A 24,198-nucleotide genomic window follows, 5' to 3' on the forward strand; every position below is an offset into this window, starting at 1 on the left:
CATGACCACGATGCTGCAGGAACCCCGGACCGTCGCCGCGCCTGTGTCCGCGCCCGCGCCCGCGTCCGCCTCCCCGCCCGCGCCCACCGCCGACGACGTGCGCCGCGGGGAGCTCGCCGCCTTCCTGCGCAGCCGCCGCGAGCGCGTCTCCCCCGAACAGGCCGGGCTGCCGCGCGGGCCCCGGCGGCGCACGCCCGGGCTGCGCCGGGAGGAGGTCGCCCACCTCGCCGCCGTCGGCGTCACCTGGTACACGTGGCTCGAACAGGCCCGCGACATCAAGGTCTCGCCGCAGGTCCTCGACGCCGTCGCCCGCGCCCTCCAGCTCGACCGCAGCGAGCGCAGCCACCTCTTCGCCCTCGCCAACGCGGTCGACCCGCTGCCGGAGACCGACTGCCCCGGGGTCTCCGCGGACCTGCGGATGATGCTGGACCGGCTGGAGCCCTTCCCCGCCTGCATCCAGAACTCGCGCTACGACATCCTCGCCTACAACCGCACCTACAGCGCGCTCATGTGCGACCTCGACAAGCTGCCGCGCGAGGAGCGCAACTGCATGTGGCTCGCGTTCACCAATGCCGAGGTGCGGGACACGTTCGTCGACCGGGAGGAGACGATCCGGGCCATGGCGGCGAAGTTCCGTGCGGCCATGGCCGAGCACCTCGCCGATCCGGCGTGGAAGCACCTGCTGGCGAAGCTGCTGCGGGCGTCACCGGAGTTCCGCGTGCTGTGGGCCCGGCACGAGGTCGCCCCCGTCACCGCCTACCGCGTACGCACCCTGTGGCACGCCCGCACGGGCGAACTCCGCCTGAACCACACCAGCCTCTGGACGGGCCCCCACCCGGGCGGCCGCCTCGTGACGTTCACTCCCGCGGACGAAACCACCCACGAACGCCTGGCGGCACTGACGCGCGGGGCAACGCCCTGAGCCGACATGGCCTCCGGCCCGGCGGATGTTCTTGCCGCCGCCGTGGCGAGCGCCCATCGCGGCGGAACGGGGCGTCCGACGTCTCGCCGACACGGCGGACATTCTTGTGCCGCCGCCGCGGCGAGTAACCCCCGCGGTGGCGCCCGGCGGTGCCGAGCCGGCCTCGGGCCTGGGTTGCACGGCACCGCCGGGATGCGCCGTCGGGGTTCTCGCCGTTGCGGCGGGAGTTCTTTCGCCGGGGCGGTGAGTGAGCCGACATGGTGGTGTCCGGCGGTGCCGAGCCGGCCTCGGGCCTGGGGCGGGACGGCTTCCGTCCGGCGTGCGCCCTTACCCCGTAGGGTGCCGCCCCCGCGTTCCCGCCAAGCGGGCCGTGATGCGGTCCAAGGCCGCGAGGTCTTCCGGGGGGAGGGCCAGGAGGGCCGGGGGCGGGGTGCCGAGGATGGCTTCGGCCCGGGCCGCCGCCTCGTGGCCCGCCGGTGTGGCGGAGACGATCTTCGAGCGCCGGTCGGCCGGGTTCGCGGTGCGTTCCACCAGGCCGCGCCCGGCGAGGTCGTCCACGACCAGCGTGGTGTAGGGCCGGTCGGTGAGCAGCTGTTCGGCCAGTTCGCGGAGCGTGAGCGGGCCCCGGGCGATCCGCCGCAGGGCCTTGACACGGAAGAAGCTCATGCCGAGCGCTTCGACGACCTCCTTGCGGCGCTCGTTGCCGCCGAGGACGATCTCCCGCAGCTGCCCCCAGGCGCGCTGCGCGGTCTCGTCGTGCGTGTCGTGCGCGGTCATGGTGTCGTCACCGGGTTCCTGCTCCGCTCGGCGTGGGGGTCGGGGCGGGCCGCGGCACGCTCGGCGGTCCGGGCGGCCCAGCGGCCGGTGGTGATCGTACCGACCAGGAGGACGGCCGCACCGCAGCCGGAGACGATCCACCAGCCGGTTTCCTGCAGCCCCGCGGCGACGGCCGCGCCGATGACGGCGACGCCCAGCGAGCTGCCGACCTGCCGGCTGGTGGAGGCGACCGCAGCGGCGACCCCGGCCCGGGCGCGCGGCAGACCGGAGACGGCGGTGTTGGTGATGGGCGCGTTCACCAGGCCGAAGCCGATGCCGAAGAGCACGTAGGCGGTGAACAGCAGGGCGTCGGAGGAGCCCGCCCCGAAGGCGGCGAAGAGCAGGCCGCTCGCCGTCATGGCCACCCCGGCGAGCAGCAGGGGCAGCCGCGGCCCGCGGGCCCCGACGAGCCGGCCGGACAGCGGGGCGAAGACCAGGCACATGAGGGCCATGGGCAGCATGTGGAGGCCGGCGTCGAGGGCGGAGAGGCCGCGCTCGTTCTGCAGGTACAGGGTGTTGAGGAAGAGGAAGCCGCCGAGCGCGGCGAAGGCGGACACCGCGGTGACGGTGGCGCCGCTGAAGGGCGCGCTGCGGAAGAGCCGCGGCTCGATCAGGGGTTCCGCGCGGCGCCGCTCGTAGGGGACGAGCGCGGCCAGGGAGGCGGCGGCGACGGCGAAGCAGCCGAGGATGAGGGGCGAGCCCCACCCCGCGGCGGCGCCCTCGATGATCCCGTACGTGAGCGAGCCGAGCAGCGCGATCACCAGCAGCTGGCCGACGGGGTCGGCCCGGCGGGCCGTGGCGGCGCGGGACTCGGGCACGTACCGCGCGGTCATGGCGAGCGCGGCCAGCCCGACCGGCAGGTTGATCCAGAAGATGGCCCGCCAGCCGGTCGTCTCGACGAGCGCGCCGCCGATGACCGGCCCGGCGGCCATGCTGATGCCGACGACGCCGCCCCACACGCCTATGGCGCGGGCCCGCTCCCGGGGGTCGGTGAACGTGTTGGTGATGATCGACATGGCGACGGGGTTGAGCATGGAGCCGCCCACGGCCTGCACCATGCGGAAGACGACCAGCCAGCCGAGCCCCGGCGCCAGGCTGCACAGCACGGAGCCGGCGGTGAAGAGGACCAGGCCGGCCTGGAAGACGCGTCTGCGGCCCAGCCGGTCGGCGGTCGAGCCGGCGAGCATCAGCAGCGAGGCGAGGACGAGGGTGTAGGCGTCGATCGTCCACTGCAGCCCGGAGACGGAGGCGCCGAGCTCCCGCTGCATGGAGGGCAGCGCCACGTTGAGGATCGTGTTGTCGAGGCTCACCATCAGCAGGCTCGTGCAGCAGATGGCGAGGATCAGCAGCCGGCGGCGCCGGGAGGGCTCGGGCACGGGGGACCCCCTGGGGAGTGGGCGCACAACAGATAGTTGTACATCTCCAATGATTTTAAGAGTACAACTAAACTTCCGGTCGTGGTACGCGACAATGGGGCCATGACGAATGACGCCGCCACGCCGCTCCAGATCGGCCCGCACACCGTGTGGCCGCCGGTGGTCCTCGCCCCCATGGCGGGCATCACCAACGCGCCCTTCCGCACGCTGTGCCGCGAGTTCTCCGGCGGCAAGGGGCTGTTCGTCAGCGAGATGATCACCACCCGCGCCCTGGTCGAGCGCGACGCCAAGACCATGCGGCTGATCCACTTCGACGGCACCGAGAAGCCCCGCTCGATCCAGCTCTACGGCGTCGACCCGGTCACCGTCGGCAAGGCCGTCCGCATGATCGTGGACGAGGACCTGGCCGACCACATCGACCTCAACTTCGGCTGCCCGGTCCCCAAGGTCACCCGCAAGGGCGGCGGCTCGGCCCTGCCCTACAAGCGCAACCTGCTGCGCTCGATCCTGCGCGAGGCCGTCGGCAACGCCGGCAGCCTCCCGGTGACGATCAAGATGCGCAAGGGCATCGACGACGACCACATCACCTTCCTCGACGCCGGCCGGATCGCCGTCGAGGAGGGCGTCACCGCCGTCGCCCTGCACGGCCGCACGGCCGCCCAGCACTACGGCGGCACCGCCGACTGGGAGGCCATAGCCCGCCTCAAGGAGGCCGTGCCGGAGATCCCCGTGCTCGGGAACGGCGACATCTGGTCGGCGGACGACGCCGTGCGGATGATGCGCGAGACCGGCTGCGACGGCGTCGTCGTCGGCCGCGGCTGCCTGGGGCGCCCCTGGCTCTTCGGCGACCTGGTCACGGCCTTCGAGGGCGGCGACGCCTTCACCGCGCCCACCCTGCGCGAGGTGGCCCGCGTGATGCTGCGCCACGCCACGCTCCTCGGCGAGTGGCTGGAGAGCGAGGAGCGCGGCGTCATCGACTTCCGCAAGCACGTGGCCTGGTACACCAAGGGCTTCTCCATCGGCTCGGACATGCGCAAGAAGCTGGCGATCACCTCGTCCCTGGACGAGCTGGACGCTCATCTGAGCGAGCTGGATCTGGACCAGTCCTGGCCGGTCGGCGCCGACGGCCCCCGCGGCCGTACGTCCGGCCGCAACCGCGTGGTGCTCCCGGACGGCTGGCTGGACGACCCGTACGACTGCGCGGCCGTCGGCGCGGATGCCGAACTCGACACATCCGGCGGCTGAGAAGGCGTGATTCTCGCCACCCCTGATCAGGGGTCCGCTCAGATGAGCGTCTGATCCAGGGGTGCATCTCTTGAGGGGTGGCACTGCGTGCCACCCCTCTTGCTTTCACAAGTCGACGGCTCACCTCGCCGTTCGTCGACCCTGCGTGATCTGCCGACTTCTTTTTGTCATTCTGTCTTCAGAAGTCGAACGATCGACTTTCGGGCCCTTTACCGGGGCGTGACTTTCGATCTGCTGGCTGACAGGCGGTTACGCCCATATGGCCGGGGGGTGGACCTCCTCATAAGCCTTCGATCTGGGTACGCTCCCCGCCGTCAGCACGTTTGAGCACGCCTTCCCCCAACTGTGTACGGGGGGACCCCAGTGAGGAGTCGAGTCCCGTGCCGGAAACCACAGATCAGCAGAAGTTCGTCTACGACTTCACCGAGGGCAACAAGGACCTGAAGGACCTGCTCGGCGGGAAGGGCGCCAACCTCGCCGAGATGACCAACCTCGGCCTGCCCGTACCCCCCGGCTTCACCATCACCACCGAAGCCTGCAAGGTCTACCTCGAGAGCGGCACCGAGCCCGTCGCCCTGCGCGACGAGGTCTCCGCCCACCTCGACGCCCTCGAGAAGCAGATGGGCAAGAAGCTGGGGCAGGCGGACGACCCGCTGCTGGTCTCGGTCCGGTCCGGTGCCAAGTTCTCCATGCCCGGCATGATGGACACCGTCCTCAACATCGGGCTCTCCGACGCCTCCGTGGCCGGGCTCGCCGCCCAGGCCGGTGGCGAGCGGTTCGCGTGGGACTCCTACCGCCGTCTCATCCAGATGTTCGGCAAGACCGTCCTCGGCGTCGACGGCGACCTCTTCGAGGAGGCCCTCGACGAGGCCAAGCGCGCCAAGGGCGTCACCACCGACGTCGAGCTCGACGCCGCCGACCTGCAGCGCCTGGTCGAGGAGTTCAAGGGCATCGTCGCCAAGGAGACCGGCCGGGACTTCCCGCAGGAGCCGCGCGAGCAGATGGACCTCGCCATCCGGGCGGTCTTCGACTCGTGGAACGGCGACCGCGCCAAGCTCTACCGCCGCCAGGAGCGCATCCCCGGCGACCTCGGCACCGCCGTCAACATCTGCTCCATGGTCTTCGGCAACCTCGGCCCCGACTCCGGCACCGGCGTCGCCTTCACCCGCGACCCCGCCAGCGGCCACCAGGGCGTCTACGGCGACTACCTGCAGAACGCCCAGGGCGAGGACGTCGTCGCGGGCATCCGCAACACCGTGCCGCTGGCCGACCTGGAGCGCATCGACAAGGCGTCCTACGACCAGCTGATGCAGATCATGGAGACGCTCGAGACGCACTACAAGGACCTGTGCGACATCGAGTTCACCATCGAGCGCGGCAAGCTGTGGATGCTGCAGACCCGCATCGGCAAGCGCACCGCGGGAGCGGCCTTCCGCATCGCCACGCAGCTGGTGGACCAGGGCCTGATCGACGAGGCCGAGGCGCTGCAGCGCGTCACCGGCGGGCAGCTCGCGCAGCTGATGTTCCCGCGGTTCGACGACAAGGCGAAGACCGAGCTCCTGGGCCGCGGCATCGCCGCCTCGCCCGGCGCCGCCGTCGGCAAGGCCGTCTTCGACTCCTACACCGCCGTGAAGTGGTCGCGCTCGGGCGAGAAGGTCATCCTCATCCGCCGCGAGACCAACCCCGACGACCTCGACGGCATGATCGCCTCCGAGGGCATCCTCACCTCGCGCGGCGGCAAGACCTCGCACGCGGCCGTCGTCGCCCGCGGCATGGGCAAGACCTGTGTCTGCGGCGCCGAGGAGCTGGAGGTCGACACCAAGCGCCGGCGCATGACCGCCCCCGGCGGGGTCGTCATCGAGGAGGGCGAGGTCGTCTCCATCGACGGCTCGACCGGCAAGGTCTACCTCGGCGAGGTGCCCGTCGTGCCCTCCCCGGTCGTCGAGTACTTCGAGGGCCGCATGCAGGCCGACGCGGCCGCTGTGTCCGATGAAGCCGCTGCCGCGGCGGGCGACGAGCTCGTCCAGGCCGTGCACCGGATGATGTCCTACGCGGACGGCAAGCGCCGTCTGCAGGTCCGGGCCAACGCCGACAACGCCGAGGACGCCGCCCGCGCCCGCCGCTTCGGCGCCCAGGGCATCGGCCTGTGCCGCACCGAGCACATGTTCCTCGGCGAGCGCCGCGAGATGGTCGAGCGCCTGATCCTCGCCGACACCGAGGACGAGCGGGACGAGGCCCTCGGGGCCCTGCTGCCGCTGCAGAAGGCCGACTTCGTGGAGCTCTTCGAGGCCATGGACGGGCTGCCGGTCACGGTCCGCCTGCTCGACCCGCCGCTGCACGAGTTCCTCCCCGACATCACCGAGCTGTCGGTGCGGGTCGCGCTCGCCGAGGCCCGCCGCGAGCCGCACGAGAACGAGCTGCGCCTGCTGCAGGCCGTGCACAAGCTCCACGAGCAGAACCCGATGCTCGGCCTGCGCGGCGTGCGCCTCGGCCTCGTCATCCCGGGCCTGTTCGCCATGCAGGTGCGGGCCATCGCCGAGGCCGCCGCCGAGCGCGCCACCGCCGGCGGCGACCCGCGCGCCGAGATCATGATCCCGCTGGTGGGCACCGTCCAGGAGCTGGAGATCGTCCGCGAGGAGGCCGAGCGGGTCATCGCCGAGGTCGAGCAGGCCACCGGCACCGACCTGCGGCTCACCCTCGGCACCATGATCGAGCTGCCGCGGGCCGCGCTCACGGCGGGCCAGATCGCCGAGGCCGCCGAGTTCTTCTCCTTCGGCACCAACGACCTGACCCAGACGGTGTGGGGCTTCTCCCGCGACGACGTGGAGGCGAGCTTCTTCACCGCGTACCTGGAGAAGGGCATCTTCGGCGTCAGCCCCTTCGAGACCATCGACAAGGACGGCGTCGGCTCGCTGGTGCGCGCGGCCGCCCAGGCCGGCCGGGCCACCCGCCCGGACCTCAAGCTCGGCGTCTGCGGCGAGCACGGCGGCGACCCCGAGTCGGTGCACTTCTTCCACGAGGTGGGGCTGGACTACGTCTCCTGCTCCCCCTTCCGCATCCCCGTTGCGCGCCTTGAGGCGGGCCGTGCCGCCGCGCTCGGCAACGGGGGCTCCGACAGCCGCTGATGCGGCGGCCGCGCCGGCCCGGCACGAACCGGGCCGGCGCGGCGGAGCCGTCGCCGGGGCGACCCCGACCCTCAACCCGGCGACGGCTCCCGATCCATGGAGGGGCGGCACCCGTGCGGGGGGCCGCCCCTTCGCCCCTGTGGGGTGGTTGCGTACGGTGGACGGGTGAACGGTGGCCCGGTGGGCCGCCGGACGGCTTTGCGGACGGCCGGGCGAACGGCCCGGCGCACCGCCGGAGGCGGGCCGGGACTGACCGGTCGGTACGTACCAAGCCCCCTCGGCCCGAAGGGCGGTGGCGGAAAACCGCCCCTCGCCCGGCGCCCGCGGGGCGCGCGGCTGGGCGGCAGTGTCTCCGGCACATGACGCAGGGGTTACCGGCAGGTGATCATCCTGTGGTGGTCCTGCGCCCGAGATGTGCCCGACATGTGGCTGACCTGTGGTCATGCCGGAGCCGGACAGGGCGAAGGGGCGGCGCCCGTGCGGGAGCGCCGCCCCTCTTTACTCCCCCACCGGGAGTTGTTGCCGCCCGCATCGGCTCGGGCGGCAACTCGCATACTCAGCGGCCGCTTTTTCGCTCGCCACCCCCCACGGGAACGAGCGGGGGCGGCCCCGAGTGCGTGAATAGCATTTCGCTTCCCCCACGTTCGCCGCGAGTCCTTTCAACTGTGGCCAAAAGGGCGTGGTAACAGCTCGTATCGGTGTGCATACTCAGTGAGCGGGGGGTGGTTGCGGATGTCTCATGTGGGGGTTTGGTGCTGCGCGTCCATTTCACTGGACTCGATCTGGCCCGGTTGCGCCTGGCCGGAGACCCGGACGCACTCTGGGAAACCGTATTGAGCCTCCACCGGCTCCGGGACAAACAAGGCGAGTCGATCTTCGGGGATTGGCGCTCGGAAACCCGGACCCGGTTGAATGGTGAAACTCGGCTTCTCGCCCCGCTGGTGCCTTCCCGCGGGTATTTTCCGGACTTCCTCACACCCCCCGAAGGGGTACTCGGACTCGACTCCGGCATGCAGGCCCTGCGCGAGACGCCGGGGGAGCGGGTGCACCGCGAGCTCGGCCGGCTCTCCACGGCCCGTACGCTCCCCGCTTGGATACGATCCATGGCCGAGGGCGACGATCGCGCCTTCGCCAAGCTCACCGGAGCGCTCCAGGCGTACCACGAGGCCGCGATAGCACCCTACTGGCAGCACATCCAGGCCCAGATCGAGGCCGACCGCGCCGTGCGGGGCCGGGCCCTGCTGGACGGCGGCGCCGACGCCCTGCTCTCCTCGCTGCCGCCCATGATGCGCTGGCGCGCACCCGTCCTGGAGGCCGACTACCCCGTCGACCGCGACGTCCACCTCAACGGCCGGGGCCTGCTGCTCGTTCCCTCCTTCTTCTGCCGGCGCACGCCCGTCACCTACCGGGACCCCGACCTCACCCCGGTCCTCGTCTACCCCGCCCGGCACATGTCGGAGTCCGCGCCCGCCGTGCAGACCGCACCGCGCTCCCTCGGCAAGCTCGTCGGGCACACCCGCTCGGCGGTGCTCGGCTCCATCGGCGGCGGCTGCACCACGAGCGAACTCGCCCGCCGCGTCGGGGTGTCCGCGGCCTCGGCCAGCCAGCACGCGGGCGTACTCCGCGAGGCGGGCCTCGTCCTGACCCTGCGCAACGGCAGCGCCGTGATGCACACCCTGACACCCCTGGGCGCGGCCCTCCTGCGCGGCGGCCACAGGACGACGCAGCTTGCGCCCAGGCCGTCTCAGTCGTCGATCCCCGAACGCTCGACCCCGGCGACGATGCTGCAATCTCCCGGGGGATGACCCCCGGACCCCCAGCCGGGGGCGGGGTGGGCTCGCCGCCTCAGTCGTCGATCCCCGAACGCTCGACCCCGGCGACGATGCTGCAATCTCCCGGGGGATGACCCCCGGACCCCCAGCCGGGGGCGGGGTGGGCTCGCCGCCTCAGTCGTCGATCCCCGAACGCTCGACCCCGGCGACGATGTAGCGCTGCAGCACCAGGAAGACCACCAGCAGCGGTACGACCGACACGGCCGCGGCCACGAACAGTTCGTGCAGATTGACGGCTTGGGCCGTGGTGAATGTCGACAGGGCCACCTGGACCGTCCAGGCGTCGCGGTCCTGGCCGATCACCAGCGGCCACAGGAACGAGTTCCACGCACCGATGAAGACGATCGTGCCGACCGCGGCGAACACCGGACGGGAGTTGGGCACGACGACGAGCCAGTACGTGCGCCAGGGGCCCAGGCCGTCCACCTGGGCCGCGTCCTCCAGCTCCCGCGGGAAGCCCAGGAAGTACTGGCGGAAGACGAAGCAGGCGAAGGCGCTGAAGAGCGTCGGCACGATCAGGCCGCGCAGGCTGGAGACCCAGCCCAGCGACGACACCAGCACGAACGACGGCACGAACGTGACCGCCGCCGGCACCAGCAGCGTGCCCAGGACCGCGTAGAGGACGGCGTCGGCGTGCCGGTAGGGGATGCGGGCCAGGCCGTAGCCGGCGAGGGAGGCGAGGAGCAGCGTGCCGAGCGTGGTGGCCACGGCGATCAGCGAGGAGTTCAGCAGCGCGTGCGCCATCGGCACGTCCGGGTCGGCGAACAGCTCCCGCACGTTCGACCAGTGCACCTCGGACGGGAAGAACGTCCACTCCGGCGAGGTGATGTCCTCCTCGGCGGCGAGCCCGTTGCGCACCAGCAGGTAGAAGGGGAGGAGGAACAGCACGGCCAGCACGGTCAGCAGCACCAGCCGCAGCGCCCGGCCGGCCCGTACGAGGGCGTCGTCCCTCCGCCCCGCGCCTCCCGTCGTACCTCCGGTCATGCTTCCCTCCTGCCCAGGCCGAACCAGCGCACCTGCACCACCGACACCACCGCGATCAGCAGCGCCAGGACGACGGCGCCCGCGCTGCCCAGCCCCAGGTTCTGCCCCTGCCCGAGCGCCGTGTAGTAGAGGTAGACCAGCGGCGGCCGGGCGTAGGGCGGGTAGCCGCGCGCGTCCGACAGCAGGTTGTAGAACTCGTCGAACGCCTGGAAGGCGTTGACGACCAGCAGCAGCACCACCGCGACCGACGTGGCCCGCAGCGCCGGGAAGGTGATGTGCCGGAAGGTCTGCCACCCCGGCCGCGCCCCGTCGACGGCCGCCGCCTCGTACAGCTGCGGCGGGATGCGCTGCAGCCCGGCGAGGAAGAGCACCATGTAGAAGCCGGCCTGCAGCCACAGCCGGACGGTGACCAGGACCAGCCAGTACCAGGGCGGGTCGGTGGCCGACAGCCAGGCGACCTGCTCGGCGCCGAACCAGCCGAGGACGGTGTTGGCCAGCCCGAACCGCACCCCGTTGAAGATCGACAGCTTCCACACCAGTGCCGCCACCACGTAGCTGCAGGCCGTCGGCAGGAAGAACACCGACCGGAAGAAGGCCTGCGCGGCGCGCAGCCGCCCCACCGCCAGTGCGAGCCCCAGCGACAGCAGGTACGTGGCCGGCACGATGAACGCCGTGAACAGCACGAAGGTGCCGAGCGCGGAGCGGAAGGCCGGATCGCCGAGCACCTCGCGGTAGTTGTCCAGGCCCGCGAAGCCGGTGGGGGTGACGGTGTTGTGCGCGTCGAAGAAGCTGAGCCAGACGCTCCAGGCCAGGGGCACGTAGGTGAAGAGGGCGAGGCCGAGGACGAAGGGGCCGGTGAACGCCCAGAACCACAGGGCCTGCCGCCGCCTGCGCCGCGCACAGTACGCCGCCACGTCAGGGCTTCTTCCCGGCGCGCCGCAGCTCGTCCGCGGTGCGGCGCACGACCGCCTTCAGCTCGCGCTCCGGATCGGCCCCTTCCTTGATGATCCGGCTGAGCGCGTCCTGGTAGGCGGTCCGCGCGGCGACCGTCCACAGCAGCGGCTGGGCGTAGCCGTGATCGTTGGTGAACCCCACGACCTCGGCCGCCGCACCCTCCTTGAGCTTCGCCGCCTTCGCGGCCAGCGATCTGCGGGCGGGGATGTGGAAGCCGTAGGAGAGCGCGAAGTCCTCCTGGTGGTCGGTGCGGTCGACCCACAGCCACTTCACGTACGCCTCGGCCTCCTTCCGCCGCGCGCTGCGGGCGCTGACCGCCGCGGCGTACGCGCCGACGGGCACGGCCGGCTTGCCCGCGGGCCCGTCGGCGGGGAAGGGCAGCACCCCGAAGTCGTCGCCGAGCGCCGTCTTCACCTGCGGCAGGGCCCACAGCCCGGACCACTGCATGGCGGTGAGGCCCTGGACGAGCGCCGCCGGGTCGGACCAGTCGGCGGGCGCGCCCAGCAGCAGGGACTTCCCGGCGTACAGCCGGTGCAGCTTGCCGAGGGTGCGCGCGGCGGCCGGGTCGTCGAAGCCGGGCTTGCCGCCGGCGGTGACGAGCGAGAGGCCCGCCGCGTACAGGGGCGTGCCGCCGAGGACTCCCGCGCCGCCGTCGTTGCCCAGGAAGAGGCCCTTGACCGTGCCGGAGGTGAGCCTCCCGGCGGCGTCGACGAGCTCGTCCAGGGTCCGCGGCGGGCGCACCCCGGCCTTCTCCAGCAGGCTGCGGCGGTAGTAGAGGAACTGGGTGTCGATCGCCTGCGGGACGCCCCACACCCGCCCGTCCCAGGTCTTGGGGGCGAGCACCACCGGGTGGAAGTCGTCCTTCGCGCCGTCCAGCAGGGCGGTGAGGTCGGTGACCTGCCCGCCGCGGATCTGGTCCAGCGTCGGCCCGTCGACCTCGAAGACGTCCGGCCCGGAGTCCGTCAGCAGGGCGGCGGCGGTCTGCTGGTCGTAGTTGCCGGGCCGCCACTCGATCCGCACGTCGGCCTTCTCGTACGCGGCGGCGTACCGGCCCACGGCCTGCCGGGTGCCGGCCTCGCCGTACTGGTGGTACCAGTGGGAGAGCCGGGGTCTGCCCGAACCCTTGTCGCCCCGCCCGGTGTCGGACCCGCACCCGGTCAGTGCGAGCGCGGCACCACCGGTCAAGAGCAGTCTGCGGCTGATCGGCATGTCGGTTCTCCCCCTCGCGGTCGGACCGTACGGACCAACGATCAACGATGGGGGAGGATTACGACAGATTGATTACCGCCGTGTGTCGGCCTTTCAGGCCTTCCGCGGGGCCGGTTCCGCGCCGGTGCGGAAGCGCAGGCGGCAGATGACCGCGTCCGTGTCGCGGCGGACCGCGTGGGCGACGACGGCGCCGCGCTGGTTCTGCAGGAGCCGCTGCCACACGTGCGCGGGCTCGACCTCCGGGATGAGGACGGTGACGCGGTTGTCGGGGTGCCGGGCGGTGAGCTCGTGGACGTAGTCCACGATCGGGCGGCCCAGGGCGCGCGTGGGCGCGGGCAGTTCGACCAGGTCCACGCCCGGGTTCCACAGCTCCCAGTCGCGCCGCAGCGACTCGGCGGCCCGCGCCCCCTCCGCATCGGGCTGGACGGCGGTCACCGCGACCACCTCGTCGCCCAGCGACACGGCGGCTGTCAGGGCCTTGCTGGTCAGCCGGGAGAGGGAGGAGACGGGAACGACGACCACGCTGTGGCAGCGGCGCGGCGCCTCGGGCACCCGGCCCAGCCCCAGCCGCTCGCCGATCCGCCCGTACGCGCGGTGGACGGTCTCGAAGACCAGCACGATCAGCGGCAGCGCCAGGACGATCAGCCAGGCGCCCTCCTCGAACTTCGTGGCCGTGACCACGACCGCCGACACGCCCGTCAGCAGCGCGCCGAAGCCGTTGAGGAACGCCTTGCCCCGCCAGCCGGCCGAGCGCTCCTGCCGCCAGTGCCGCACCATGCCCACCTGGCAGATGGTGAAGCCCACGAACACCCCGATCGCGAACAGCGGCACGAGGGTGTTGACGTCGCCGCCGGAGAAGACCAGCAGCAGCGCGGAGACCGCGGCCAGGGCCAGCACCCCGTGCCGGTGCACCTGCCGGTCGGCCTTGAGGCCGAAGACGTGCGGCAGGTAGTTGTCCCGGGCCAGCAGCGCCATCAGGACCGGCAGCCCGCCGAAGGAGGTGTTCGCGGCCAGCGCCAGCAGGACGACGGTGGCGAACTGCACCACGTAGAAGGCCCAGTTGTGGCCGAGCGAGGCGTCGGCGAGCTGGGCGAGGACCGTGACGCCCTCGGCCGGCTGCAGGTGGAAGCGGCCGATCAGCACCGACAGGCCGATCAGCATGACGCCCAGCAGGGCGCCGAGCGCGACCTCCGTGCGCTGGGCCCGCCGCTGCGCCGGGGCGCGGAACGACGGCACGGCATTGGCCACGGCCTCCACGCCGGTCAGGGCGGAACAGCCCGCGGCGAAGGCCTTCAGGAGCAGCAGCGCGCCGACGGACGTGGCGTTGCCGGCGAGCACGGAGGCGTGCCCGGCGGCGGCCTCGGTGCTCGCGGGCGCGTCCCGCAGCAGCCCGGCCACGATCATCGTCAGGACCGAGCCGACGAAGACGGCCGTCGGCACCATGAACCACTTCGCGGACTCCACGATGCCGCGCAGGTTCACCCCGGTCACCAGGGCCAGCACGGCCAGGCAGATCCACAGCCGGTCGGCGTAGAGGGAGGGGAAGGCGGAGGTCAGGGCCGCGACGCCGGCGGTGACCGACACCGCCACGTTCAGCACGTAGTCCAGCACCAGGGAGGCCGCGGTCACCAGGCCGGTGCGCCGGCCCAGGTGCCGCTTGGCGACCGCGTACGAGCCGCCGCCGTCCGGGAACGCCGCGATGACCTGCCGGTAGGAGGCGACGAGCACCGCCAGCAGGGCGGCGATCGCGAGCGTGACCGGGAGCGTGAAGCCCAGCCCGTACGCGCCCGCCGCGGCCAGCACCAGGACGATCGACTCGGGGCCGTAGGCCACCGACGCCATCGCGTCCAGGGACAGGGCCGCGAGTCCCTGCGTGGCGGTCAGCCGGTGCCGGTCCTCGGCGGAAGGCCGCGCGGCGCCGGTATCGGGCGGCTCCTCGTCGGCCGCACCGGACCGCCGGTTCCCGTGGGCAAGCAGGGACATTCTGTTCGTACCTCCGTGAGTGGGACGCCCAGCGTGCAGCCGGTCCCGCGCGCCCGCGCACGGTCTTGGCGGCCTCTTGGCGCGTTCCGGGGGGATCTTCACGCGTTCTTGACGGCCCGGGCAGGGTGACGTCAGCGGGGCGTAAGGGTTGGCTCGAGCGGCGTCAGCACCGCGTCAACAGCGCACGGTGCGCCCCCGGCCCGGGCCTAGCGTCACGAACATGGGACGGCGACAGCCCTCGAGGATGCGGGCAGGCGGGCACGGACAACGGCACGGACACCGTCACGGACACGGGCACGAAGCGCACGCGAGACGGACGCGGGCCCACCCGCCGGGCGGCCGGACCCTCGCCCACGACCGCAACTGGCGGCGCGAGGCGCGGGCCGCCTGGTACTGCGGAACGGCCCTCGGGGGCGTCCTCGTCCTCGCCGACCTCGCCCGGGGCAGTCTCGACGGGCTGCGCGGCGCCTGCTGGGCCGGGCTCGGGGCCCTCCTCGTGGCCGTGCTGCTGCCGCACCGGGTCACCGCGGGCGACGGCTGGCTCGCCGTGCGCGGCCTGCTGGGCGAGAAGCGCGTGCGCACCGACCTGCTGACGCAGGTGCGCCGCGCGGACGGCATGACGCCGCGCCTCGTGCTGCGGGACGCCGGTGGCGGCCGCGTGGAACTGGACCCCCAGGTGCTCGTCGCCAACCCGCTGCTGTGGCACCGGCTGGACGCGGGCGTGCGGCGCTCACGCGAGAGCGGCCTGCTGCGGGAGGGCGGGGCGCCGCTGGCCGAGCTCGCGGAACGGATCGACGGCGAGGGCGCGCGGCGGCTGCTGGAAAGCTGCAAGCTCTCCGGCGCACCGGGTGATTGAGGGGACGGTGATCAACGGCGCGGCCGGGGCGGGGCCCCGGTCACAGCCAGGCGTACGTCACGCCCGTCAGCCGCTCCGACGCCGCCCAAAGCCCCGCGCTCGCCCGGTCGTTGCGCGTCCAGGGCGCCCGGACCGCCCGCCGCGTGGGCGCCCCGCCGCTGCGGAACTCCAGGCGCGGGCCGAAGTAGTCGTCCTGCCGGACATCCGCCGCCGTGGCCGCGTACAGCGTGGGCAGGGCGCCGTTCTCCGGGCTCTGCGCGAAGAGCCGGGTGCCGAGCTGCACGACGTGCTCGGCGACCTCCCGCCCCTCCATCCGCACCCCGGCCGTCTGCAGATTGGTCGCCGCGTACCCCGGGTGCGCGGCGACCGCGACGACCCGCGAACCCTCCGCCACCAGGCGCCGCGCGAGCTCGTGCGTGAAGAGCAGGTTCGCGCTCTTGGAACGGCCGTAGGCGATCCAGCGGCGGTAGCGGTGCTCCATGTTGAGGTCGCGCGGGTCGACCGTGCCCAGGACGTGCAGCCCGCTGGCGACGGTGACGACCCGCGCGCCGTGCCCGGCCTCGCGCAGCCTCGGCAACAGCAGCCCGGTCAGCGCGAAATGGCCGAGATGGTTCGTGCCGAACTGCATCTCGAAGCCGTCGACCGTGCGCCGCTGCGGCAGCGCCATCACCCCGGCATTGTTGATCAGCAGGTCCAGCCGGTCGCCGGGGAGGCCGTCCGCGAAGGCCCGGACGGAGGAGAGGTCCGCGAGGTCCAGCGGCGCGAACCGCACGTCGGCGCCGGGCGCCGCCGCCCGCACCCGCTCCTCGGCCGCCTTGCCGCGCGTGGCGTCCCGGCAGGCCAGGACCACCGCCGCGCCGCGGCGCGCCAGCTCGCGGGCCGTGACGAAGCCGATGCCGCTGTTGGCGCCGGTGACCACCGCCGTGCGGCCGCTCTGGTCGGCGATCTCGCCCGCGTTCCATCCCGTCACGTCTGCTGCGCTCCTCTGCGGTCCGCACCCGGCCCATACGCGTCAGTAGCCCTCGTGGGAACCAGCGTAGGCGAGGGTGCGCCCGCGCAGGGCGGGCATTCGCCCGTTACGGTGGCCCGCGCGCGGGGCGCCCCCGCTCAGCGCAGCCGGACCGTATACGCGGGCACCGACACCGCCGCGTCGTCCAGGCACCTGCCGTCCGTCAGGTCGAACCGGCGCCCGGCCGGCGGCGAGGTGACGTACGCCCGCCCGCCGGCCGAGCCCAGCGGCCCGCGCGCGAGGACGTACGCGCCGCTGAACGGGTCCCGGTTGCCCACCGCGTACGCCCTCCCGGCCCGGTCGAGGAAGACGGCGGCCTGCCGGCCGTCCGGCAGCAGGACCGCCACGCCCCGCCCCGGCCGCAGGTCGCCCAGCTCGCACAGCGCGTGCCACCGGCCCCCCAGGAGCGCCTCGACGCGGACGGACACCGGCGCGGGTGCGTGCGGCAGCTGCTCGGGTGCGACGGTCATCGCGGAAGGTCCCTTCGGGAGAGCGGACAGGGACGGTGGGGGAGCGGGCTGCGGAGTGCCCAGAACTCTGGCACAGCCACCGCTGTCTGTCGTCACCGTGGCACACGTTTTCACCGGTGACGTGACGTCCGTGTGTCCGAGTCCCGCCCGGGCTGCGGCCCTGTTCCGCGGGCGAGTTGGGAGGAGCCCGTACGATCGCCGGGGTGACCACCGACATATCGCTGTCGACCCTGCTCGTGCTCTGCCTCGCCGCGGCCGCGGCGGGGTGGATCGACGCGGTGGTGGGCGGCGGCGGCCTCCTGCAGCTCCCGGCGCTCATGGTGGGCCTGCCGCACGTGCCGCCCGCGCACGTCCTCGGCACCAACAAGGCCGTGGCCATCTGCGGCACCGCGGCGGCGGCCGTCGCCTACGCCCGGCGCGCGCCGGTGAACCCGCGCACGGCCCTGCGCATCGGCCTGGCCGCGCTCGGCGGCTCGCTGGCCGGTGCGGTCTTCGCCACCGGCATCAGCAACGCCGTCCTGCGGCCCCTGATCATGGCCATCCTGCTGGCCGTGCTCGCCTTCGTGCTGCTGCGCCCCACCTTCGGCACGGCCGCGCCCTCCGCCGAGCCGGTCTCCCGGCGCCGCACCCTCGCCGCGATCCTCGTCGCGGGCCTCGGCATCGGCTTCTACGACGGCCTCATAGGCCCGGGCACCGGCACCTTCCTCGTGCTCACCCTCGCCGCGATCCTCCACATGGACCTGGTGACGGCCTCCGGCACCGCCAAGATCGTCAACGTGTGCACCAACGTGGGCGCCCTCGTCACCTTCTCCCTGCACGACTCGGTGATCTGGCAGGTCGCCGCCCCCATGGCGCTGTTCAACCTCACCGGCGGCGCGGTGGGGGCCCGGATGGCGCTCAAGCGGGGGAGCGGCTTCGTGCGGGCGGTGCTCCTCGTGGTGGTCGTGTCGCTGGTGTGCAAGCTGGGCTACGACCAGTGGGGCGGCTGACCGGCCTGACCGCCTGCCTGCCCAGTCGTCTGTCTGCCCGTCTGCCTGCCGGCCTGTCTGCCCGTCTGTTCGCCTGCCCGGCTGCCCGGTTACGGCCGGCCGGAGCACGACGAAAGGTAAAGCAGGAGGTAAAGCGATAGGGAAATCGGCCCGGCGCGATCCCGTGCACAGCAGATGCGGTTAGCCTGTCGACTACCTTCCTGACGTGGTGGGGGTTCTCGTGCGTTTCTCCCGGTGGGGCCGGGTCCGATGGGTCCGGGCCGTGCTCGCGGGGCTCTATGTCGTCACCCTCGCGGCGGCCGTGCCCCGGGGGGCCGGAGGCCATGGCCGCGAGGGCAGCTGGTCCAGTGAGGAGGCCCGGCGGTTCTGGGGCCCGACACGGATGGAGCAGTCCGTGGACGGCAGCGGCAGTGACAGCGGCAGTGACAGCGGCGGAAGCGACGACGGCGCCGGCGGCGCCGCGCCCCCCGCACAGCGCATCACCGGTAGCGCCCGCCACTTCGACGGCGTGCCGTCCGTGGGCGTGCTCTTCTCCGTCGGCGAGGACATGCGCGACCACCACTGCACGGCGAGCGTGGTGCACAGCCCCAAGGGCAACCTGATCGTCACGGCCGGGCACTGCTCCGTCGGCTCCGACGCCGCGTTCGTGCCCGACTACCGGGCCGGCGCCGACCGGCAGCCGTACGGCGTGTGGGCCGTGGACCGCGCCTTCGTCGACCCCCGCCGCTCCGACACCGGCCCGGGCTCCGACCTGGACTTCGCCTTCGCCACCCTCAGGCCCGACGGCCGCGGCCGTCAGGTCGAGCGCGTCACCGGCGCCAACCGGCTGGTCCGCACCCCCGGCTACGTCAACCGGGTCACGGTCATCGGCTACCCCGACGCCGACGACGACCCCGCCGACCGGGCGATCCGCTGCACGGCCATGACGACCCGCCTCGACGACCGCCGCCAGCTGCGGATGCGCTGCGACGGCTACGTCTCGGGCACCTCCGGCAGCCCCTGGCTGACCCACTTCGACGAGCGCACGAAGACCGGCGACCTCGTCGGGGTCCTCGGCGGCCTCAACGGGGGCGGGCCGGACGGGGACGAGAGCGCGCAGATCTCGTACAGCCCGGTCAACGACGACGAGATCTTCAAGCTGTACCTGGACGCGATAAACGGACGGGAGCCGCAGCGGGCCTGACGCCCCCGCGGCTCCCCGCCCCCTTGCCGGTCCTCCGGCCCTCCTCGCCGCCTCCCCTCAGTCCCCCTCGTCCTCGCTGCCGGGCGCGTGACCGATCGAGCCGCCTTCCGGCTGCGACTGGGCGGAGCCGCCCACGTCCCGGTTGCGCACGTCGATGGCGCCACCGCCGCCGTCATGGTCGCTGCCGGCCGTGCCCTTGCTGCCGACGAGCGCGTTGGCCGTCCGGTCGACCTCCAGCCAGGAGTCGGCCCGCGAGTTGTCGACGACGAGGACGCCGAAGTTGGAGGGGCCGAAGCCCTTGGGGCAGGGCACCGGCGGCTCGACGTGCACGCGGGCCCCGGCGGCGGCCTCGCCGCCCAGGAGCGTGCCCGCGATCACGGCGCCGGCGACGCCCGCGGCGAGGAGAGCGGCGCCACGGATCACGCGGGGACCGCCTGCCGGCCCAGGTGCTGCCCGCCGATGTTCCGCTCCAGCAGGCGGGTGGAGCTCGCCACGCCGACCTCGCCGCCCGCCGCGGTGTCCGGCAGCCGCCCGTCGTCCGCCCGCAGGGCGGTCAGCGCCCCGTCGATCGCGCGGTGCGCGGCGAAAAGGCACGGGGTGCTGTAAATGGCGAGATCGACGCCGAGTCCGGCGAGCTCGGTCAGGGAAAGGCGGGGGGATTTCCCGCCCGCGATCTGGTTGAACAGCAGCGGTTTGTCACCGATGACGGAACGGATCTTGCGAATCCACTCCACGCTGCGCACCCCGTCGACCAGGACGACATCCGCACCCGTTTCCGCCAGGGCTGTCGCGCGCCGCAGGATCTCGTTCTCCTCGGTGGCGTCGGTGCGCGCCACGACGAGCAGGTCATTCCGGGCCGCCAGCACCAGTTCGAGTTTGTTCAGGTATTCGTCCAGCGGCAGGATGATCTTTCCGTCCGCGTGGCCGCACCGGCGCGGCCGCTTCTGGTCCTCCAGGATCACCCCGGAGGCGCCGGCCCGCTCCAGCCGCCGCACCACGTGGCACGCCACCTCGGGGTCGACGTAGCCGTCGTCGATGTCCACCAGGAGGTGATGGCGGGGGAAGGCCGGGCGCAGGCGTTCCACGAAGCCGAGCATGTCGGGCCAGGCGATGAAGCCGATATCGGGGAGGCCGTAGTGGGACGCGGCGAATCCGAACCCGGATACGAAGAATCCGTTGTAGTGCTGCGCGGCGATGGAGGCCGAGTACATGTCGTAGATACCGATGAGGGGGGTGGTACCGGGCGCTGCGATGTCCTCCCGCAGAGCGGTGCCGTGGCGCATCTGTCCTCCTGACGTCCGGTTTCCGGCTAATTCACCGGCGTGGCGGCCATACGCTGTCAGAAGATTCCGTGGGGTGTAAACGGCGCTTCAACGAATCACCAAGGGAAGGACCGGTGCGACAGTCCCTTTATATGCTGGGCAGTGGATTTCTGCAGGCAGGTCAGAGGCTCGCCGGCGGGACGGCGTAGGGAAATGCGGCGCGCATCGTGGGCCGCGCGCGACGGCCCGCTCCTGACCCCGGCATACTCACTCCGCGCGGCGCCCGCACGAGGAAGACGTAGCCGCGCTGGCCCGGAAGCCGTACGGGCCGTCGCGCCGGCTCCCGCCCCCGCTCCCGCCCCCGCTTCCGCCCGGGCTCACCGCCCGTCAGCCTCCGCCAGCGCCTGCTGCACGCCCGGCTCGTGCGGCCCCAGGAACCGCGGCCCCGGCCGGACGAGGGCGTCCAGCGCGGCCTTCCCCGAGGCGAACACCTCGCGCGCGCCGCCCGCGTACCAGGTGACGTCGTGCTTGGCGGCCACGGCGACCCCGTACGCGTCGATGCCCGCGGCCCCGCACAGCGCCAGCGCCCGCCGGACGTGGAAGCCCTGGGTGATCAGCACCGCCTTCTTCACCCCGAAGATGCGGGCGGCGCGCGTGCACGAGTCCCAGGTGTCGAAGCCCGCGAAGTCGCTCACGATCCGCGCGGCGGGGATCCCGCGGTCCGTCAGGTACTTGCGCATCGCGTCCGGCTCGTCGTACTCCACGCGGCTGTTGTCGCCGGTGACCAGCACGACGCGGACCTTGCCCGCCCGGTACAGCTCCACGGCTGCGTCCAGGCGGTGCGCCAGGTAGGGGGACGGCTCGCCCTCCCACAGGCCCGCGCCGAAGACCACGGCGACCGGCGCGGACGGCACGTCCGAGACGGTGCGCACGCGCGGCTCCGCCGCCGCGTACACCCACGTCACCGGCAGCAGCGCGAGCACGCAGCCCGCCACGGCCGCCCACAGCAGCCGCCGTCTCTCCCGCCGCGTCCGCGGCATCCGCACCCGCATCCGCAGCACGCGGCCCCGCACCATGTCGATCATTCCTCCCCGTCGCCCGGTAAGAACGTCCCGGACGCACCGCAGGTTCCCTTTCGCTCCAGCTCACGCCGTCGCTGCTGTCACACCCGGCGGTTACCGTCGGGGTATGAACGCAGCGGCACGCACCCCCGGCGAGAAGCCCGTCATCGCCGGATACGACGAGCAGGATCTGGAGCGCTGGGCGCCCGAGCCGGACAAGCGCCCCGGACGCACCGCCTTCCAGCGCGACCGGGCCCGCGTGCTGCACTCGGCGGCCCTGCGCCGACTGGCCGGCAAGACCCAGGTCGTCACGCCCGGCGTCAGCGCCCAGGCCTGGGACGCCAGCCCCCGCACCCGCCTCACGCACTCCCTGGAGTGCGCGCAGGTGGGCCGCGAGCTCGGCGCGGCGCTCGGCTGCGACCCCGACCTGGTGGAGGCCGCCTGCCTCGCGCACGACATGGGCCACCCCCCGTTCGGCCACAACGGCGAGCAGGCGCTCGACGAAGTCGCCGGCCTGTGCGGCGGTTTCGAGGGCAACGCCCAGTCGCTGCGCCTGCTCACCCGCCTGGAGCCCAAGCGGTTCGTCCCCAGCGACAGCACCGGCGAGCTCGTCAGCGTCGGCCTCAACCTCACCCGGGCCGCCCTCGACGCCGCCACCAAGTACCCCTGGCCGCGCGGCGGCCACCCCACCGACCCGTCCTCCCGCAAGTTCGGCGTCTACGAGGACGACCTGCCCGTCTTCACCTGGCTGCGGCAGGGCGCCCCCGAGGGGCGGCAGAGCTTCGAGGCCCAGGTCATGGACTGGGCCGACGACGTCGCCTACTCCGTGCACGACGTCGAGGACGGCCTGCACGCCGGCCACCTCGACCCCAACGCGCTGCTCGCCGAGCCCGAGCGGCAGGACGTCTTCGCCGTCGCCGCCGGACGCTACGCCCCCGGCGCCGCGCCAGAAGAGCTCGCCGAGGCCCTCGACCGCCTCCTGGAACAGGAGTGGTGGCCGCACGGCTACGACGGGTCCGCCGTCGCCCAGGCCCGCCTCAAGGACGCCACCAGCCAGCTCATCGGCCGCTTCTGCCTGGCCGCCGAGAGCGCCACCCGCGCCGCCCACGGCCCCGGCCGGCTCACCCGTTACGGGGCCGAGCTCGTCGTCCCCCGCGAAACCCGCCTCGAATGCGCCGTCTTGAAGGCCGTGGCCGACCGCTACGTGATGCAGCGCCCGGCCCAGGAGAAGCTCCGCGCCGACCAGCGCGTCGTCATCGCCGAGCTCGCCGAGGCCCTCACCGCCCGCGCTCCCGAAGGCCTCGACCCGCAGTTCCGCTCCCTCTACGCGGCCGCCGCCGACGACGCGGGCCGCCAGCGCGCCGTCGTCGACCAGATCGCCGCCCTGACCGACGTCTCCGCGCGCTCCCTGCTCACCCGCCTCACCGACGGACGCGCTGTGTCAGAAGGGTGACCGAATGTCCACAGAATCCGAGGACTTCCCCCACACCATGCGGGTACTGACCCGTCCGGGGTAGTCCCTCTTCCGGCGGCGGGCCCCGTGCGGCAACCTCTGCACGGGCGATTCCGGCCGGGGGCGGTTCAACGCAGACGCACTGCGTGGCAGCGAGGAGGCAGCAAGTGGTCGACGCGAACCAGACGTTCGTCATCGTCGGAGGGGGCCTGGCCGGGGCGAAGGCCGCGGAGACCCTGCGGGCGGAGGGCTTCACCGGCCGGGTGATCCTCATCTGCGACGAACGCGAGCACCCCTACGAGCGCCCGCCGCTCTCCAAGGGCTACCTCACCGGCAAGGAGGACCGCGACAGCGTCTTCGTCCACGAACCCGGCTGGTACGCCCAGGCCGACATCGAGCTGCACCTCGGCCAGCCCGCCGTCCACCTCGACCGCGCGGCCCGCTCCGTCCGCCTCGGCGACGGCACCTGCGTCCACTACGACAAGCTGCTGCTGGCCACCGGCGCCGAGCCCCGCCGCCTCGACATCCCCGGCACCGGCCTCGCCGGCGTCCACCACCTGCGCCGCCTCGCCCACGCCGAGCGGCTGCGCGGCGTCCTCGCCTCCCTCGGCCGCGACAACGGCCACCTCGTCATCGCCGGCGCGGGCTGGATCGGCCTCGAAGTCGCCGCCGCCGCCCGCTCCTACGGTGCCGAGGTGACCGTCGTCGAACCCGAGCCCACGCCGCTGCACCCCGTCCTCGGCCCCGAGCTCGGCCAGCTCTTCACCGACCTGCACAGCGAGCACGGCGTCCGCTTCCACTTCGGCGCCCGCCTCACCGAGATCACCGGCCAGGACGGCATGGTCCTCGCCGCCCGCACCGACGACGGTGAGGAGCACCCCGCCCACGCCGTCCTCGCCGCCATCGGCGCCGCCCCCCGCACCGCCCTCGCCGAGGCCGCCGGGCTCGCCCTCGTCGACCGGGCCGACGGCGGCGGCATCGCCGTCGACGCCTCCCTGCGCACCTCCGACCCCGAGATCTTCGCCGCGGGCGACGTCGCCGCGGCCGAGCACCCGTGGGTGGGGACGAGGCTCCGCGTCGAGCACTGGGCCAACGCCCTGCACACCGGCCCCGCCGCCGCCCGCGCCATGCTCGGCCGGGAGATCACCTACGACCGGGTGCCCTACTTCTTCTCCGACCAGTACGACGTCGGCCTCGAGTACTCCGGCTACGCCCCGCCCGGCTCCTACGACCAGGTCGTCTGCCGCGGCGACGTCGGCAAGTGCGAGTTCATCGCCTTCTGGCTCGCCGAGGGGCGCCTCCTCGCCGGGATGAACGTCAATGTGTGGGATGTCACGGAGACCCTCCAGAAGCTCATCCGCTCCGGTGCCCCGCTGGACCCCGAGGCCCTCGCCGACCCCGCTGTGCCCCTCGACGCCCTGCTGCCCAGCCCCGCGCAGTCCTGACGGTCCCGGGCCGGCGGCCCCCGC

20 protein-coding genes are annotated in these 24,198 nt (G+C 73.1%); 9 read left to right on the forward strand and 11 right to left on the reverse strand.

The features are described from left to right. Window position 1 precedes the first annotated feature (1 nt). Window positions 2-922, forward strand: a complete 921-nt coding sequence (locus tag ACFPP6_RS04080) for a helix-turn-helix transcriptional regulator (protein WP_382037295.1) — start codon at window positions 2-4, stop codon at window positions 920-922. Window positions 923-1,249: 327 nt separating this feature from the next. On the opposite strand, the gene ACFPP6_RS04085 is transcribed toward ACFPP6_RS04080, so the two are convergent. Together ACFPP6_RS04085 and ACFPP6_RS04090 are read right to left on the reverse strand one after the other, a co-directional pair. Further along, window positions 1,250-1,699 carry a MarR family winged helix-turn-helix transcriptional regulator gene (locus ACFPP6_RS04085; RefSeq protein ID WP_382037297.1) on the reverse strand — a complete coding sequence of 150 codons (450 nt, stop codon included), beginning with the start codon at window positions 1,697-1,699 and terminating at the stop codon, window positions 1,250-1,252. After that, window positions 1,696-3,114 (reverse strand): MFS transporter, encoded by a 1,419-nt coding sequence (locus tag ACFPP6_RS04090; protein ID WP_382037299.1) that lies wholly within the window; start codon window positions 3,112-3,114, stop codon window positions 1,696-1,698. The genes ACFPP6_RS04085 and ACFPP6_RS04090 overlap by 4 nt, the downstream gene beginning before the upstream one ends. A gap of 102 nt (window positions 3,115-3,216) precedes the next feature. Between ACFPP6_RS04090 and dusB the strand changes: the two genes are divergently transcribed. The 3 genes from dusB to ACFPP6_RS04105 all read left to right on the forward strand — a co-directional run bounded on the left by dusB (window position 3,217) and on the right by ACFPP6_RS04105 (window position 9,289). Then, entirely contained in the window at window positions 3,217-4,359 is a 1,143-nt protein-coding gene (dusB, locus tag ACFPP6_RS04095) for a tRNA dihydrouridine synthase DusB (RefSeq protein WP_382037301.1), read from the forward strand. 380 nt (window positions 4,360-4,739) lie between these two features. Beyond that, window positions 4,740-7,484, forward strand: coding sequence for a pyruvate, phosphate dikinase (gene ppdK, locus ACFPP6_RS04100; protein WP_382037303.1), 2,745 nt, complete (start codon window positions 4,740-4,742; stop codon window positions 7,482-7,484). Window positions 7,485-8,236: 752 nt separating this feature from the next. Further along, window positions 8,237-9,289 carry an ArsR/SmtB family transcription factor gene (locus tag ACFPP6_RS04105; protein ID WP_382037305.1) on the forward strand — a complete coding sequence of 351 codons (1,053 nt, stop codon included), beginning with the start codon at window positions 8,237-8,239 and terminating at the stop codon, window positions 9,287-9,289. A gap of 141 nt (window positions 9,290-9,430) precedes the next feature. On the opposite strand, the gene ACFPP6_RS04110 is transcribed toward ACFPP6_RS04105, so the two are convergent. From ACFPP6_RS04110 to ACFPP6_RS04125, 4 genes are all read right to left on the reverse strand, one after another. After that, the gene (locus ACFPP6_RS04110; RefSeq protein ID WP_382037307.1) at window positions 9,431-10,300 is read right to left on the reverse strand and encodes a carbohydrate ABC transporter permease; all 870 of its coding nucleotides are present in this window, start codon (window positions 10,298-10,300) and stop codon (window positions 9,431-9,433) included. Beyond that, window positions 10,297-11,214, reverse strand: coding sequence for a carbohydrate ABC transporter permease (locus tag ACFPP6_RS04115; RefSeq protein ID WP_382037309.1), 918 nt, complete (start codon window positions 11,212-11,214; stop codon window positions 10,297-10,299). The genes ACFPP6_RS04110 and ACFPP6_RS04115 overlap by 4 nt, the downstream gene beginning before the upstream one ends. A gap of 1 nt (window position 11,215) precedes the next feature. Next, window positions 11,216-12,463: an ABC transporter substrate-binding protein gene (locus tag ACFPP6_RS04120; protein WP_382037311.1), complete on the reverse strand. Its 1,248-nt coding sequence runs from the start codon at window positions 12,461-12,463 to the stop codon at window positions 11,216-11,218. Window positions 12,464-12,556: 93 nt separating this feature from the next. Further along, window positions 12,557-14,446 carry an APC family permease gene (locus ACFPP6_RS04125; protein WP_382037313.1) on the reverse strand — a complete coding sequence of 630 codons (1,890 nt, stop codon included), beginning with the start codon at window positions 14,444-14,446 and terminating at the stop codon, window positions 12,557-12,559. A gap of 220 nt (window positions 14,447-14,666) precedes the next feature. Here ACFPP6_RS04125 and ACFPP6_RS04130 point away from each other — a divergent pair, with 220 nt between their 5' ends. Further along, window positions 14,667-15,302 (forward strand): hypothetical protein, encoded by a 636-nt coding sequence (locus tag ACFPP6_RS04130; RefSeq protein WP_382037315.1) that lies wholly within the window; start codon window positions 14,667-14,669, stop codon window positions 15,300-15,302. A gap of 40 nt (window positions 15,303-15,342) precedes the next feature. On the opposite strand, the gene ACFPP6_RS04135 is transcribed toward ACFPP6_RS04130, so the two are convergent. Both ACFPP6_RS04135 and ACFPP6_RS04140 read right to left on the reverse strand, forming a co-directional pair. Continuing rightward, window positions 15,343-16,272, reverse strand: coding sequence for an oxidoreductase (locus ACFPP6_RS04135; RefSeq protein WP_382037317.1), 930 nt, complete (start codon window positions 16,270-16,272; stop codon window positions 15,343-15,345). A 137-nt stretch (window positions 16,273-16,409) separates the two neighbouring features. After that, the gene (locus tag ACFPP6_RS04140) at window positions 16,410-16,781 is read right to left on the reverse strand and encodes a nitrite reductase (NAD(P)H) small subunit (RefSeq protein WP_382037319.1); all 372 of its coding nucleotides are present in this window, start codon (window positions 16,779-16,781) and stop codon (window positions 16,410-16,412) included. Between the two features lie 203 nt (window positions 16,782-16,984). Between ACFPP6_RS04140 and ACFPP6_RS04145 the strand changes: the two genes are divergently transcribed. Together ACFPP6_RS04145 and ACFPP6_RS04150 are read left to right on the forward strand one after the other, a co-directional pair. Further along, complete coding sequence (locus ACFPP6_RS04145; protein ID WP_382037321.1) at window positions 16,985-17,770, forward strand: sulfite exporter TauE/SafE family protein; 786 nt, start codon at window positions 16,985-16,987, stop codon at window positions 17,768-17,770. Window positions 17,771-17,975: 205 nt separating this feature from the next. Continuing rightward, the gene (locus ACFPP6_RS04150; protein WP_382037323.1) at window positions 17,976-18,953 is read left to right on the forward strand and encodes a trypsin-like serine peptidase; all 978 of its coding nucleotides are present in this window, start codon (window positions 17,976-17,978) and stop codon (window positions 18,951-18,953) included. A 57-nt stretch (window positions 18,954-19,010) separates the two neighbouring features. Here ACFPP6_RS04150 and ACFPP6_RS04155 read toward each other — a convergent pair whose 3' ends face one another. The 3 genes from ACFPP6_RS04155 to ACFPP6_RS04165 all read right to left on the reverse strand — a co-directional run bounded on the left by ACFPP6_RS04155 (window position 19,011) and on the right by ACFPP6_RS04165 (window position 21,300). Then, window positions 19,011-19,376 carry a hypothetical protein gene (locus tag ACFPP6_RS04155; protein ID WP_382037325.1) on the reverse strand — a complete coding sequence of 122 codons (366 nt, stop codon included), beginning with the start codon at window positions 19,374-19,376 and terminating at the stop codon, window positions 19,011-19,013. After that, on the reverse strand, window positions 19,373-20,236 hold the full coding sequence (locus tag ACFPP6_RS04160; RefSeq protein ID WP_382037327.1) for an isocitrate lyase/PEP mutase family protein: 864 nt from the start codon (window positions 20,234-20,236) through the stop codon (window positions 19,373-19,375). Before ACFPP6_RS04160 ends, ACFPP6_RS04155 begins: the two co-directional genes overlap by 4 nt. 356 nt (window positions 20,237-20,592) lie before the next feature. Continuing rightward, window positions 20,593-21,300: a SanA/YdcF family protein gene (locus tag ACFPP6_RS04165; RefSeq protein WP_382037329.1), complete on the reverse strand. Its 708-nt coding sequence runs from the start codon at window positions 21,298-21,300 to the stop codon at window positions 20,593-20,595. A 103-nt stretch (window positions 21,301-21,403) separates the two neighbouring features. Between ACFPP6_RS04165 and ACFPP6_RS04170 the strand changes: the two genes are divergently transcribed. Beyond that, window positions 21,404-22,729, forward strand: a complete 1,326-nt coding sequence (locus tag ACFPP6_RS04170; protein ID WP_382037331.1) for a deoxyguanosinetriphosphate triphosphohydrolase — start codon at window positions 21,404-21,406, stop codon at window positions 22,727-22,729. Between the two features lie 167 nt (window positions 22,730-22,896). Further along, window positions 22,897-24,174: an NAD(P)/FAD-dependent oxidoreductase gene (locus tag ACFPP6_RS04175; RefSeq protein ID WP_382037332.1), complete on the forward strand. Its 1,278-nt coding sequence runs from the start codon at window positions 22,897-22,899 to the stop codon at window positions 24,172-24,174. Window positions 24,175-24,198: the final 24 nt, after the last annotated feature.

Origin of the sequence: Streptomyces aureoversilis (assembly GCF_042657885.1) — a bacterium.
GTDB classification, from domain to species: Bacteria; Actinomycetota; Actinomycetes; order Streptomycetales; family Streptomycetaceae; genus Streptomyces; species Streptomyces aureoversilis.